Origin of the sequence: Sphingobacterium sp. ML3W, from assembly GCF_000747525.1 — a bacterium.
Lineage (GTDB): Bacteria > Bacteroidota > Bacteroidia > Sphingobacteriales > Sphingobacteriaceae > Sphingobacterium.
Genome location: NZ_CP009278.1, coordinates 1055668 through 1070502, shown reverse-complemented (window position 1 = coordinate 1070502; position 14835 = coordinate 1055668). Strand labels below are relative to the sequence as shown.

Here is a 14835-nt window from a genome sequence, read left to right as displayed (position 1 = left end):
TCCTTATTACAGGAAAAATGTTTTGCACACTATACTTTTCTTAATTATTTTTAATGTAGACATATTTATTTTAACCAATTATAAAATTATGATTAGCGTATTAACAAACCTCAGAGAGGCCATATCAGCCTATGGTATCCCCCATTTAAATCAAGAAGAAGATGAACAGATCGAACAGGCCCTCTTAGCGGAACTTGCGGAGATCGAGAACAATTCCCATCCCAGATATTTCAATCATGATAATCGAGAAATGGCGCAGGAATCCTTCCGTACCTTCTACAGTCAATTGCGGCGCATATTTAATATTATTTATCGTAAAAAAATAAACAGGTCGATTTAATAATTTTAAAATTCCACGAGCTCTTCCAGACTTATGAAGATATATACAGTCCACATATGAATCTTGAGGAATCATTGACCGATTATCAATATCACCTTTTAAAAATAGAATTTCAGGAGAAATTTCCTATTTTAAAAGAAGCACTATTACAAAAGAAAATCTGGGCTCACCTGCTGGCTGAAATCCAATCAGCAATTGATAATCATTTCAATAGCGCTGTTTCCAAGATCTGCTATTATCATTATCGGTTTTTCACCAAGTTGTTACAGTCATTATCACATATTGCTGAAGATCTTCGTGACAAAGACTGGGAACGTCGCTTTATCGAGACCATGATCAATATCAACTTCAATCATATGGGATTTTTTAATCGATGTACCGAGCTGATTAACTTTAGGCTCAGTGAACTTTCCGAAGAAAATAAAATCATGTGCATTGATGAGAATGAACTGCGTATAAGCCAAGCTTCCCGAGATCCCAAATTATACTTTGATCCTACCCGAGCCCATCTCGCTGATATGCTTATCCGATATACCAAACAAAGAAAGACCGTTAAACCAAAACCTATTGAGGCAACCGAAACCAAACCCGAAAAAGTTAAGCCAGAAGAGGTTTTGAAGCCGAACGGAATTCCTACACGATTTACAGCGAGCCAGATCAATATATTTATACATTACTCACACGGTGCAGAAGTTTTTCCAGAAAACATGAACAAGACTGAGGTCTGTTCCTATATTTCCGAATTTGTCCTGACCAAAAGTGGACAATTACCCGCTAAAGAAGGTTTAAGGAAATTCGATAGACCAAAATTAGAAAGTAGTGTTCAATCCGTTTACAGCATCATAATAAAAATGGCGCAGGCCATGGAGCGTGATTTTGACTATCTGATTGGTAAAAATCGCAATTAATTAATAAATTTTAGGAAATCAGGGGAATCCCCAACCGCCCTTTCAATTACACCCGATATAAAGGTTAATATTCAAGCGTGGTTCGCTTGAATAACCTTTTATCTCAAGAATCTCTGCTATGTTATTTTCATGCCATTTGTCCCCTAACCCAAAAGGGACAGCGCTTTAAAGTCGTTTAAACGAGCTCCCATAGCCGAAAAGTTTCCCCTCCAATTAGTTGGTTTCAATAGTACATTTGATTTGAAGCATACGAAAACAATATTTCAAAAGCTTTCTGAAGGTGACGATATCGCGTAAATAAAAAGGTAAAAGTCCCTATTGAAAATATTAATAGTCGGTGATGTGTAGGATGCCGCCCGTTAATGTGAACCAGCCATGACTCCCTAGCTCCAAAAGAGCTAGGGTTTCAATGACTAAAATTTAAAAAGAATAATATGAAAACAAATAACACAAGTATCAAGAGATACAAACGAAAATTTGCTGTGTTCCCCATGGGTGGACGGGTAAGTGAAAATAAGACCACCAACCTATAAGAGCCTCCATGACACATGAAAGCTCTTATGTGGCCATCTTACTTTATGCAAGATGAATGATTATAACCGATCTGATTATACGTGATAATCACATCCACATTTACTTAGTTTAAATATTAAAGCAATGTCTTTATTTTTATACACGGGACCAGATCCCTCGCAACCAAGTTCTTATACTCTAACATCAGGTACGCCTCCATGTTCTACGCCCAAACAGCAAATGTGTTACATAGAGGCTGATCCAGACTTTAGCAACGAGCCCATTCTCACAGAAGACTTGAAGGACGAAATGCTCAATTCGCTTCAAAATCAAGTAAACGGGCTACATGTTTTCTTAAAAGCAAGATAGCTTTTAACTAGAACTACGACATCAGCGATCGCTAAACTTAGAATAGGGTATGATTCATCATACCCTATATTTTTTTATGTTACTCCAACTCTTCAATTACCAACACTTCCTGCTCTCCCATCCCAATCTCCGCTACGATACCATAGTTTGCAAGCCGTTCGTTCAATTCCTCCAAATTGCTGTATCTCCCAAGTTTTATATCCACCTTACTTTTGGCCAAGTCTAAGGCAGGGGGAAATTTTCGTCCCATATCCAACATCACTGCCAAGACCGAGCTTCCCTTAAAAGTCATTCCATTCAGTGGTACTTTACCAGTATAAGGTTTTACCGGACAAGGTTTCAATATCAGACATTCGATATTTTTCATCGTTTTGTATGTCCTGATGCCCAAAAAACTATGCAAATCTTGCAAAACGATTCGTGCCTGAGCCGAATCCGTCCGTTGTATCTCGTCCAAACGTTCGTACGAAATCGCATACTGCGCATACCAGACATCGCCTATGTTTGCTGTATCCTGATAACGATTCGAGTCTTTAACCTTCAATACCAGTCGTTCTGGTCTTGGCACATAATTTGCCTTTTGTATTTTCGCCCAATTAAATAGTACTGCACTGTAAACCGAAACATTGTAAAAGGATGTTTTTTGTAAGCCACTTACACTGTCCAGTTTTCTTCTAAAGGATTCGAACGGTACACCGTTTTGATACCCAGAAAATGATATCGCTCCTTTAACTTCCATTTCACTCCTACTCAATCCCATCAAATTTCCTTTGCCAAAATCGTCTTTAAGTGGTAATTCAATTTCTCCCTTATCATATAATGCCAAAATATGCTCTTCAGTGACCACTTTATTACCCGATATCGCTTGCACCTTTCCCTTATAGAGGAATACCACATGAGGAACGGTGAGGTGTGGAAATCGCTCTTTCAGATACAGATCCGAATAGATAACAGGCAAATTGACCTTATTCTCCTTGAGAAATTCATTTTTATCAAAGAACTTCTCCAAAGTCTCCTTATCCTGCCATCCGACGGTAATAATCTGCACTTTGTCTTTCAGTTTATCCTGCAATTTTTGCAGCTTAGGCATCGTTTCAATACAGGTACCACAAAAGGTATCAAAGAAATCCAAGATGACTACCTTGTTCCCTAAATTTTTTAAATCGACTTTTCCTATACCGCGCATCTGCTGTACTGCATTTGGCGGCACAAAAGTATCGCCCACTTTAAGCGCTTTACTAAAATCTATTTTTTTGTCTGACTGTGCATTTACAAATAGAATCGTCATCAACATCAAGCACAGCAATGCCATTAATTTTAAATATTTCATGTTTATAGTACTTTATTATTATCGGATATTCTGTGGTATTTTCCCATTATTAACCACGATTTCAGGAATTCTATAGGCATACTTACGGCTATTGGGTTCCAGTTGATAGACTATACCATGGATCTCTCGCTTCAACGTTTTCTGAAATCTAGGATCTAGATTCAATCTTTTTAGATCCGACCAACGACGTCCACGAAAGACCAACTCCTTTTGTCTTTCTTTCAAGATTAAGGATAATAAAGATGCTGGATTTCTTTCCGTAACAGCAACATATTTATCCCGTTCATATCGACTTACACCCAAGGTATTTAAAGCTGTTAAGGCCGCATCTATTTTCCCAATCCGTACAGCTGCCTCAGCTTTGATGAAATAGACTTCGCTTGTGGTCAGACCAACAAAAAGGTTCGCCATACCGTTATCATAGCTGCCTTTATAGCCATAAGAATCTAAGGGATAGGTGTTCGCTCGAAAGAAAATAGTTTTCCGAAGATCGGTGGGCGCATAACTCTTATATAATGTAGAGTCAACCAGCCCATAATTCAGATTCATGGGCCCAGAAGTTGCCGATATAGCAGCAAAAAGTACCTCAATATTAAATCTTGCAATAGGCAAACTGTTCCCACTCTTCAGGTCGTTAAAATCCATCAGATCACTATTCAACTGCAAGCAGGAATCCGCATAAGCATAAGCTTCTTCAAATTTTCCCATCACCAGATAGGTTCTTGCCAAACCCGCATAAGCACTCGCCTGAAAAGGCCTGCCCTTTATCCCTTCATCAATAGGCAATCGATAGGATGCTTCTTTGTAATCCTGTACGATTTGATTATAGGTTTCTTGCACAGAAGCACGGGTGGAGGGCTCATCCATGTCAGGTGACAACCGCAGGGGAATCCCCATCTCCGTAGAAGCAGTCGTAACCTGATATGCAGGTGCAAAAACTTCTACCAATTGTTGGAAAGCAAATGCCCGAAAGAAATGTGCTACACCCAATAAACTCTTAGCTTTCGCGGTATTGTTATCGACCTTCCCTTTATCAATGATTTCAATGACCTGATTCGCATTGAATACTGTTCTATAAGGTCTTTGCCATTGCGACACATCGTCATAGATGATATCCATCCAGGTATACGTGTTCCGTAGATCAAAATCTAAACGTGCATCAAATGTTTCAGCCGTAATATAATACTCATCAGCCGACCACTCCCCATATATGGGATAGCCAGTATTCATCGTTGCATAATCGTTGAGCAAGAGCTCAGCATCTTGCAGACTTTTTGGAATAACCATCTTGATATCTGGTTTGACCTCCAGAAAATTAGTGCAGCAGCAAAAAGCCAGCATGGCATAGACACTGCAAAACGAAATGTATATTTTCATGATTCTGGGTATTAAAGATTAAAACTAAGACCTAAGGACGATTGCATCGCGTCTGGTATATTGGAACCATACTCTGTATCGATACCCAGCTTATTACCACGCCAAATGATGCCGACATTTTGGATATAAGCATATACCCGACAGTTCTTCAGTTTGAACTTATTGGCAAAAGGCAGGTTCAGACTCAATTGCATATCCCGCAATTTGATCTGCCCACCATTTTCCAATAAAGCAGAGGATTTCATAAAAATTTGACTACCTAAATCAGAAGGAAATTTAAAAGCAGGTACATCCGTTTTCAACTCATCCCCTGGATTTTGCCAACGCAAAGCATAATCTTTATGCCCGATATCGCTATTTAAAAACAGGTTATTATCAAAAGAATTCCGCAGGAACTTATGTCCCAATTGATAGGAAATATTCCAAGAAAGCTCCAAGGCTTTATAGCGAACGGAATTCCGCCAACTTCCAGAATACACAGGAACGGTCGAACCATAATTTTCAAGATCATGCACCTTCAAGGCTAATATGGCATTATAGTTGGTGGATAACTCCCCATTCATATATGCACGAGCTGCTCCCGTTTCAGGGTCGAGACCAGCCCATTTATAAGCCAAAAGACTATATAATTCCATACCTTCTATTGGTGTTCTGGGATTAGATTGGGCCGAACCGATAAAATCTTTTCCATTCTCATTTTGAACGTATGATTTAAGCACTTTTGTCCGCCCGTAAGTAAAAACCAAATGACTGTTCCAAGTCCAGTTTTTGCTTTGAATAGGCACAATATTCAAACTAGCATCCCAACCCTTGGTACGTATGTTTCCACTATTGATCATCAAGGTCGTAAACCCTGTACTTGGATCGACACGGTCTGCCGCAATCAGGTCCTTGGCATTTTTAATGTAATATTCGACACTTCCAGAAATCCTATTTCCTTTCAGTGCAAAGTCAAGTCCGAGATTTGTGATCGCTACCCGTTCCCAACGCAAACTGGGATTTGGTGGTGCGGTAATCATCCCATAATTCTGTCCAGTCGTACTGTTCGGGTTAGTAGCGATACTGATGATCGGGTAGGCAGAAGTTCTATTGTTCACATTACCATTATAACCATAGGTACTCCGTAACTTCAAATAATCAAATGGACTGTATCGCATAAAGGACTCCTTAGACACAATCCAAGCCCCACCAAGAGACCAAAAAGGTTGCCCACGATCATTACTCTTAACGCCAAATAGATTGGAAGCATCTTTTCGGTAGGAACCACTCCATATATACCGATCTAAATAGGTATAACCTACATTGGCAAAATAGGATCGGAAATTATTTTGAAAATGTTGAAAGCTATTGGGGTCACGAATGGCAGAAGAACCCATGATACCATTCAACATGGGCACGGCTATCCCGTATGGAACAGATTTATACGAACCCGTCTCTGGATTAAAACCATAATATTGACTAGAAGTCATAATTTTTTCAATACTCCGCATCTCCATACCAGAAAACAAAGACAGCTCGTGTTTATCGTTCCATTTTTTATAATATTCAGCAGTAGCACGTCCCTGATGCGTACGATTGTCCCAATTTGCCAAATAAAAACTGTCACCAACAGGCATATTCCAAGTAACTTTGGTATTTGTCCAACTCGCGTAACTATTAACGAGATCTCGTTGTAAAAACGAACCAATACCACTCCATAATTCTATTTCTGTATTCGAGCGTTGGTAGGCATATAGAAGATTCAGTTTTAATCCAAAATCAAAATGATAACCAGCATTTATCGTCGTTAAAAACTCGTTGATCTGCTGCGTTTCTTTCGTATCATTCAATTCGTTCAAAGGAAAATAGGACCAGTCCAATAAGCGACCTCCAGCTACCGTATCCTTAAAAATAGGATTAAACCCGCCCACATTTACTTCTATGGGATTCCCGTGTTCATCTGCCAACCGCATATAAGGATAATTTTGCATACCCTTAGCCAATCCATTGTATCCTGATGGCAAGAACGATTTTTGATTTTTTATTTCCGTATATAGCACCCCTAAATCCAGCACCATATTTTTCAGGGGCTTGAACTGGGTGTTCGATTTGAGGTTCAAACGACGGAGAGAGGAAGTGACAACATCATTTAAGTTTTTGTCGTATCCTGCTGAAAAAAGGGTATTGACCTTCTCACCACCCGATTGCAGTTGTGCATGATATTGCTGGTTGACCGCATTACGGTATACGTACTTCAGAAAATCATCCCGCATATCGGTATTCTTCATCTCCGAAATTTCTTTATTAAAATCTGATTCCGATAGATTTCCATTCTTTCTATTGTACATGTGCCACAGCGCTGGCTGCGGATTATAAAATCTATCTGTAAACCAACTGTTGTATTTCCCTTGATCAAATAAATATTGTTGTGCACCGATATAATCCGATGTATTCATTTGGGGATAATAATACAGATCTGGCTTAGCCTTGATACTGATATTAGAGTTAAAACTCAACTGTGTACGTTCATTAAATTTTCCACGCTTTGTGGTAACCACAATTACACCATTACCCGACTGTGCCCCCCAAATGGAAGATGCAGCCGCATCTTTCAATACGGTTACACTTTCGATATCATTGGGGTTGATGTTATTAAAAGCACCTATACCAACATCAGCCCCTTTATTGTCATAAGGCACTCCATCGACAACAACCAAGGGCCAGCCTTCTGAACCCAAAGTGCTTATTCCCCTAACATGAACATTCAATAGATCTCCACGATTGTTCGAAACCTTTCTAGATGTTATCCCTGGTACCACATCCTCCAACCTACTCACAAAATCTGTTGACACTTTTCTGTTGAACAGCTTATTATCCACAAACTCAAAGCTCCCCGTTGCTCTTTCTTTTGGGATTTTTTGGAATCCTGTACTCACGACTTCGACTACTTCCAATTGATTATCGGATGCATTTAGTTGCACAGACAATACAACACCCGAGGTGTACTCCTGCTCAACTGTTTTGTAACCGACATTGGTAAATTTGACTTTGCCTTTTTCTTTTGTGACCGATATACTGAACGAACCGTCTTTCTTGGTGGAGACCTTGATGTTTTCTGCTTCAACCCGCACGGATACGCCTTGCAGTGGCTTCTTATCCTCTGCGGATACGACCGTGCCCTGCAATACATAGCCCTGCTTACTCTGGGCTTGGCTAATTAACCCTCCGAACGTCAGCAGTATCAGTAAAACCGGGACAATCGAAAACCTTGCCGAACGAAACAAACGGACAACTCGCTTATTTTCAATATCCTTCCCCACTTCTTGCATGAAGTTTAAACTATTTTTTAAACGATTTAAAGAATTATCACATTCAACATGAGTAAATACTTGACTTAAGAATTTAAAAGGCTTAAAAGAGCTTATTTGAGATAACACACTGTCCAAGTAGGGATTAAGCATGGATGAAGCCAGTCCTAAGCGTACATAGTGCGTTGATAGTGCGTAAACGGGTACCGTTTTACACACTATCCAGGCTTTGCAAACGCTTAGCATACGCATTACACATGCTTGATTGATAGACAATCTACTTTTGAACCATCGTTTGGAAACCCCAGATTCGTTCGAAGTCGAACTACTTGCTTCTCGACCAGAAGGCACTCCGAACTTACAAAATGTCGTACCTTTCCAGTAGCTACTCAGTACCTCTTTAGTACCTTTCCAGTAGCTTCTTAGTACACTCTCGGTACCTTTTCGGTACCTTCCCCGTGAACTAACAGTACTTAAACCGTACATTCTGGGTACCGGATTCGTGCTTGCTTCTAACCTGCTTCGTACCTCACCCATCCCTTGCACACCTCCGGCACATCTCCCAAACATCGGCTGCCCAAGAAAAGGGTATTGGAAGGCAATTAAAGGATATTTAGCTGGTAATAAATACTCCGAAGCTGGTACGAATACAGTACGAATCAGACCCGAATTTGAGAACAACCTATCCTCAATAACTCCTGTCCTGCCACCGACCTTATTCCCCCTTTCTTCTGACTTTATTCTGCCATACTTCGGCTTTTTATCCAATTTTATTCGAGTTGGCTTTGAGTTTTCATCCTGTTTGACTCGAAGAAAATTCGAAGCGGACTCGAACCCCACTCGTAGAAAGTTAGAAGTTGGTGCGAAGTTGGTCAGAAGTTTATCAGAACAAGCTACCTCCCTTGCTTCTCCTTTGCCTATTTCGATTAAATCCCTTGCTTCGGCTCTGCTTGTTTCTACACAACTCTCTGCTTCGGCTCTGGTCTTTGTTTGCTTGTTCTCTGCTATTTCTTTGCCGTTTCTGTGCTTATTGTTTGCTTCTCCTCTGCTTCTAGCTTGGTATTTGCTTGCTATTTCTTCGGTTCCTGTTCGAGGTTTGTTCGAGTATCCTTCGACACTTGTTCGAGACCGCTTCGACACTTGTTCGGGTGTTGTTCGACTCCGCTTCGACTGGGCTTCGGGAAATTGCCGAACAACGGTCGAAGAACCACCAAACGAATGGCGACCCAATCCCGACTCAGGTACACAGCTGTCCCCAAGAATAGACGACCGTTCATCGGGAGAATATTGACTACTAAAACGCACACTAGTTGCATGTGCAATATTATTTTCAAGCGCATATTCAGCTGTAGGAAATCGACGTGCTATCCCTAGCTTACTGCACCTGCTTTTTAGGTTATAAATGGATTGGAGAATACCCTTAAAATAGGCATGTACTCTCCCATCCTTATAAAAACTATTCATTTTTTTCATAATTTATTTAATACTTAATGGCACGAAAGAGATCGCTTCGCTAAGTATTAAAGGTTTAAAATTTGGCGTTTACCTGATGGCAATAGACATCCAGGACAGCTTCCAATTGAAGCTAGTCAGGTGCCCATAAGCTTGCGCTCAGGCTATAATAAAAAGTTGGAATCGAAAAGCGTTATACGTCTGTCGTTAATTTATCATAATTGGTTATCAGCACGCTTTCATCGATATGAAGTCATCCTTGACGACTTGCAACCCGACATCTTAAGGCGGAACTTTTGTCTGTCTTATCATGGTATCAGGAAGGATTAACTTTATTAGACTTTATGATCATCATCAACTGCTCATCCCAGATCAACTCCACAGACTCACCACTAATGGTCAATACCTTTCGACTACCTTGAACAACGGCCAATTTATCGACCCTTACATCTAACTGGAAGTGTTTGTTCATATCGTTCAGTATCCGCTGACGGTATTCCTCGCGTTCGGTATTAGCAGGTACAGTCAGTTCATAGCAATAGCATGGCGTTTTTACCAATTTATCATTAGGCACCAACTTTTCGCGCTCCTCACCGAGTACCAATATCCGATTGGTCGGAAAGTCTGCCGGCAAGCCTAAGGCAAATAGGTAGATCTCATATACCTCCATACTGATCAAAGATATCCGCAGTACATCGATACTGTCATTGCGCACGACCATACTGAATGAATCCGAGGTTTCCAACAAGTTTATCAACAACGAATAATAGGGCTGTTTGGTGCGCTCGCCCATGACATACTTCAATGATTTTGGAGATAGCCCCTGCACAATATCAAACCTCAGTTCCTTAAAATATTGTTCTGGTAAATCTGTTATCATAACTGGTTTTTTAATAATTGGAACAGGCATTTCACTCAAAAAAAAAGACATATCTTCACCTGTGGATAGCGCATAGCTCTCCCTATTGCAGATTTTTTGCATTATTTTAAATGGTTAATTGAAGGTTAGACGGATGTTATAGCCTAGGTACTATATAGCCTCTTCAACAGTTAAAGAATAAATAAGGAAAATGCAATTGTACGTGTTATAATTGGCTATCGGTATTGCATTTCATAATAATAAATAAAAAACCATTCACAGAAGTATAGATAAACTATACCGTATTGCATTAGAATATTTGGTAATCTAATTCTTTAGTGCTACTTTTAAAGTGTCTGACGCTTGAAAGAGCATTTTAAGAATTATTAACTAAATAAGGAATTACTATAGCATGAATCGGTAAAAACTGTTATCAGGGTTTTGTCATTTGCACGGTTAAATACAATCGTAGGAGCAAAACTGTTCCTATCCCCTGTTTTGGTTTTTATTTTCAAGATGTCATCATTCAGGTGGAATGATAACGTTCTTTAATGGTGGTGATCGGTAAGACCTTCTATCCTGACGTTTGATCGGGTAATGAAAGGTCAGAATTTGGTTTTTAATGGTTCTCATAATTTTTGGTTTTATGCGAACAATATCTAACTCTGAGAATAAGTTAAGCTTTATTAAACAACCAATAAAGCGTACTACATGCTTATAGCCCGGAAACCGCAAAGAAACCAGTCACCAAGTTTACACGAAACTCGGATCTTCCCCTATTAAGACTGACAGCAGTACGCCCTATTGGAATTATATCACGAAGGTAATAATTATCCAATAGATTTTAAGGCGAACTACCGATCATCTCACGGGAAAATTTGCGGTTTTTGGGTGAGATAGACATCGTAAAGTAAGTGATATAACTTACTAAATAAAGTCGCTAATTAAATATAACTCAAATATAAGTATATAAATACAAATATTTAAATATTTCTATAAAAATAAAATAATATGTTCGAAGATGAATTAAAAAACTTTATAAAAACATTAAACTTATATATGGATAAGTTTGAATTATATTCAATGGATGTTTCGAAACTAGCTGGAAGCACCAGAGATATTATTAAGGATTTAGACAAATCAAAGACTGGATTGAGCCATAAAACATTATCAGCAATCGGCTCTGTATTTAATTTGAAACTTTATCAATTTTTAGATCCCAAATACCCTATCAAATCATATGAAGATTTACCAATAGAGACTAAAAATAAAATTGAATGGAGAAAGAGAGTTGGTCAACCACAACCTGAAGTTACGTACAGTAAAATCTATTTGAAAAATGAAATTTTAAAAGCTATTTCAAAAGTTAAAGATTCAAATAAATTTCTTCCTAATGAAGTATTTTCGAACCTTGCTACAAATCTTCAAATTCATTTAGGTTCTTCTTCAAGAGTCACTTCATCTTTAAATTCAGATTTGAAAGAATATGTAAAAAAAACTGGTGTAACAAAAGCCAAGGTAACTTTAAAGGATGGTAAAAAAGAAGCTGGCCGTTCCGAAGAATATTACAGGTTATTAAAAGAGTTACCTAAACTTTAGAGATTGGATGATTAGAAAAAATAATGAAGTAGTTACAACCTAAGGTAAATCCTTCACTTAGTATTAATATATTGCTTAAATAACCTTTAGCAAGGTAGGAAAGGCACAAAAAAACCGACTGGTCATCCCAATCGGTTCATTATATCTTATAGTGTTCCTATTATAGTTTTTCGATTTCTTCAATGGAAAGGCCAGTCCCTTTAGCGATATCCGCAAGAGGTAGTCCCATTTTCTTAAATTCTAATGCAATAACTCTTTTTTCAGTCTTGAGCTTAGCACGCTCTTCTAATCGCCCCTTCTCAATTCCAGATGCGATGCCTTCTTTTTTTGCTTTATCTAATAAATATTCTTTAGTACCCATAATACTCTCCTTCCCTGATTGATTATAAATTTCTGACTCAAATATACTTAAATTCAACTGATTATCAAAGCGTACGTAATACGTCAAAAAATCATAGAGACTCTGACGCGTACTCCTATCCATATTACGAATCACCATCTGATCATAAAGATCATGCTTAATGTGCTTCAGCTTTTCGTCACTGACTTTTTTATTTTTGATGGCCAATAACGTGGTCAGTACAACCACTGCGAATGGATTGGCATCATCACGTAATAGTGCCTCTTCTTGATCTAAAATTTTGTAACAATTAAAATTGTACTGGATGCTGGTACCCATAAATTCATCCTTATAGGATGATGGCTTGTAACTGACGTTATCATCCACCAATATAGCGATAGCAGTAATCGGAACTTTGTACTTATCATAAACTTTGTAATAGTATTGGAACATGCGCTCGGCTAAATCCCCTTTACCCTTACTGGACTGCACTTCGATATGGCACAACACATACTTCATGCCACCATCTTTGAGATGCACCTTGACCAGTTTATCCACAAAACGAACGCCCCTACCATTCGGTTCGGGTGGAAACAAGGTTTCAAACTCCTTATCCAGATAATCAAACGGTTTGCTCAGATCAAATACATCATCGGCATCTGAAAAGAAAAATCGTAAAAAATGCGCAAACGTCTGCTCTAAGATAGATTTCCACAGCAGATCGTCGACACGACTGGATGAATTACTCATAATAGATTGTTAATAAATTGGTTACTATAGTAAATATACAAAATAATATATGTAAAAACTAATTATTTTAGTAAAAAATTTCAGGACATCATAATGTTTAGTCATATAGTACTCATTGGATAGCAATCGATAAAATCCTCTTCAATATCTAATTATTTTAAAAAAAATTATAAATAAAAATAAAATCTACTATATTTGTAGAGTATTCAGAATTGCACGATGCAATACCAACCGAGTTGAGAACCACGGTGGTAAATTAATATGGGTTTCGACCAAAAATATCTGGATACAGTTTATGGTTTAATCCTTTAAATTTTTAAATTGTATGGCTACAACAAATCTTTATCAACATTTACTAGAAAAATTCAGTTATTACTCAATCAACGAACTGATACAACTCAACAATGATACCATATCAGGGAAAGGTTGGGGTTCCTCCAAATCTACATTTCGTACCGCTCTTCTAAGTACCTTCTCAAAAAGAGGCTTAGATCTTTCAAACATTATTTCGAGAGAAGATGGCTTTACCTCGGTAAAACATGTAGCAGTGAGGTTAGAGGAAAATACACTTATTCCAATTATTCAGTAAAGCAAATTCCGTTTTAGAATGAATTTTCTAGTTGATTTATCACTCACTGAGAAGAACGTTGACTATTTAAACGCTCCTCTTAATGAGTGATAATATTTTAACATATTGTTTTAGCGAGCTCCACCTTTTCAATTCTGACAACCGGTGATAGCTGATAGGATTGGAGTAAGTTACCACAACAACCATATAGTTACACCCTATTAAACCATTGTTACTATGCGATAGTACTCATGAAAAATGTCCTTTAACGCCTGTAGGACCCATTACTAGGCTTAATTTACCGCTTACCGGAACTACCTTTAGGCTTTCGCTAGTCACTTTTTCGATATCATGCCTCCTATTGTTTAAATCTATTACTACCTTCTCCCAATAACAGCATACCTTCATTTAAATAGAAGACCTTTAGCCGACAAATGATGACATTTATTGTCAACATGTAGCTAGTTACTAACAACAAGTAGATAATGGCTGTGAATAGATAGATATCTAGTGCCCATAATTTCTCCGCTACGCAAAAAGTATGAACAACTTATCAATAACTAACAGCTTTTTTTTAGTAATGCTGTAGTTATTCAACATAATTGCTTCTTTTCAACAGATAACCAAGCAGTATTATAGATTGTTTCCCATTATTAATGTGATATCAAGCTACTAAAATCAAAAAAGGGGTTGTTCATGCATTGACAATAACTACTCAAAATGAATAAGTGGATAACATTTGAACCAAAGGCTTTTCCAACAGGCTAACTGTGTTTCATGAAAGCAATAAAGTGTTCCTGTTGAAGCCTCCATTATTACAACTTAAGCCCCCAATACAAAAACTATTAGCATGCGAACTATCATGAGACAGATTATTTAGGAATATTTCAGTACTCTTATTTATTTTATGACGGATGTGAACGACAATTTAGTTGTTCAAATATAACTCATAATACCGCTATAAAATATTCCTTATAAAAGAATGATAGATTGCTAATTGATGCGCCCTTTTCTCATCGTAGACTATATCTCTTTTAAACTCAAATATACCCTTATGCCATGATAGCCTGTGATACCTATCACTGGGCATATGTTGTGGTTGTTTATATGGATAGATATGAAACTTTAGGTCTACTAATAACC

At 38.1% G+C, this 14835-nt stretch carries 9 protein-coding genes and 1 riboswitch; of the genes, 4 read left to right on the top strand and 5 right to left on the bottom strand.

What is annotated here, in order from left to right:
• The first annotated feature begins 88 nt into the window (after positions 1-88).
• Together KO02_RS04700 and KO02_RS04695 are read left to right on the top strand one after the other, a co-directional pair.
• Positions 89-340, top strand: coding sequence for a hypothetical protein (locus KO02_RS04700; protein WP_038696277.1), 252 nt, complete (start codon positions 89-91; stop codon positions 338-340).
• A 56-nt stretch (positions 341-396) separates the two neighbouring features.
• On the top strand, positions 397-1248 hold the full coding sequence (locus KO02_RS04695) for a hypothetical protein (protein ID WP_038696275.1): 852 nt from the start codon (positions 397-399) through the stop codon (positions 1246-1248).
• A gap of 961 nt (positions 1249-2209) precedes the next feature.
• Here the strand turns inward: KO02_RS04695 and KO02_RS04685 are convergent.
• From KO02_RS04685 to KO02_RS04670, 4 genes are all read right to left on the bottom strand, one after another.
• Positions 2210-3460 (bottom strand): TlpA family protein disulfide reductase, encoded by a 1251-nt coding sequence (locus KO02_RS04685; RefSeq protein WP_081918307.1) that lies wholly within the window; start codon positions 3458-3460, stop codon positions 2210-2212.
• Positions 3461-3478: 18 nt separating this feature from the next.
• Positions 3479-4837, bottom strand: coding sequence for a RagB/SusD family nutrient uptake outer membrane protein (locus tag KO02_RS04680; protein WP_081918306.1), 1359 nt, complete (start codon positions 4835-4837; stop codon positions 3479-3481).
• Between the two features lie 11 nt (positions 4838-4848).
• Positions 4849-9597, bottom strand: a complete 4749-nt coding sequence (locus KO02_RS04675) for a SusC/RagA family TonB-linked outer membrane protein (protein ID WP_038696267.1) — start codon at positions 9595-9597, stop codon at positions 4849-4851.
• 295 nt (positions 9598-9892) lie between these two features.
• Positions 9893-10558 carry a hypothetical protein gene (locus KO02_RS04670; protein WP_038696265.1) on the bottom strand — a complete coding sequence of 222 codons (666 nt, stop codon included), beginning with the start codon at positions 10556-10558 and terminating at the stop codon, positions 9893-9895.
• Between the two features lie 888 nt (positions 10559-11446).
• Here KO02_RS04670 and KO02_RS04665 point away from each other — a divergent pair.
• Positions 11447-12034: a hypothetical protein gene (locus KO02_RS04665; protein ID WP_038696263.1), complete on the top strand. Its 588-nt coding sequence runs from the start codon at positions 11447-11449 to the stop codon at positions 12032-12034.
• Between the two features lie 160 nt (positions 12035-12194).
• On the opposite strand, the gene KO02_RS04660 is transcribed toward KO02_RS04665, so the two are convergent.
• Positions 12195-13124, bottom strand: coding sequence for a hypothetical protein (locus KO02_RS04660; protein WP_038696261.1), 930 nt, complete (start codon positions 13122-13124; stop codon positions 12195-12197).
• 197 nt (positions 13125-13321) lie between these two features.
• Positions 13322-13414: riboswitch (SAM-I-IV-variant riboswitch) on the top strand.
• A gap of 35 nt (positions 13415-13449) precedes the next feature.
• On the opposite strand from KO02_RS04660, the gene KO02_RS04655 reads away from it, so the two are divergent.
• The gene (locus KO02_RS04655) at positions 13450-13713 is read left to right on the top strand and encodes a hypothetical protein (RefSeq protein ID WP_038696259.1); all 264 of its coding nucleotides are present in this window, start codon (positions 13450-13452) and stop codon (positions 13711-13713) included.
• Positions 13714-14835 lie beyond the last annotated feature (1122 nt).

What these genes read in the sequence shown, in the direction of transcription:
- KO02_RS04700 (WP_038696277.1), top strand. Translation starts at nt 89, where the DNA reads ATGATTAGCGTATTAACAAACCTCAGAGAGGCCATATCAGCCTATGGT.
- KO02_RS04695 (WP_038696275.1), top strand. Translation starts at nt 397, where the DNA reads ATGAATCTTGAGGAATCATTGACCGATTATCAATATCACCTTTTAAAA.
- KO02_RS04685 (WP_081918307.1), bottom strand. Translation starts at nt 3,460, where the DNA reads ATGAAATATTTAAAATTAATGGCATTGCTGTGCTTGATGTTGATGACG.
- KO02_RS04680 (WP_081918306.1), bottom strand. Translation starts at nt 4,837, where the DNA reads ATGAAAATATACATTTCGTTTTGCAGTGTCTATGCCATGCTGGCTTTT.
- KO02_RS04675 (WP_038696267.1), bottom strand. Translation starts at nt 9,597, where the DNA reads ATGAAAAAAATGAATAGTTTTTATAAGGATGGGAGAGTACATGCCTAT.
- KO02_RS04670 (WP_038696265.1), bottom strand. Translation starts at nt 10,558, where the DNA reads ATGCAAAAAATCTGCAATAGGGAGAGCTATGCGCTATCCACAGGTGAA.
- KO02_RS04665 (WP_038696263.1), top strand. Translation starts at nt 11,447, where the DNA reads ATGTTCGAAGATGAATTAAAAAACTTTATAAAAACATTAAACTTATAT.
- KO02_RS04660 (WP_038696261.1), bottom strand. Translation starts at nt 13,124, where the DNA reads ATGAGTAATTCATCCAGTCGTGTCGACGATCTGCTGTGGAAATCTATC.
- KO02_RS04655 (WP_038696259.1), top strand. Translation starts at nt 13,450, where the DNA reads ATGGCTACAACAAATCTTTATCAACATTTACTAGAAAAATTCAGTTAT.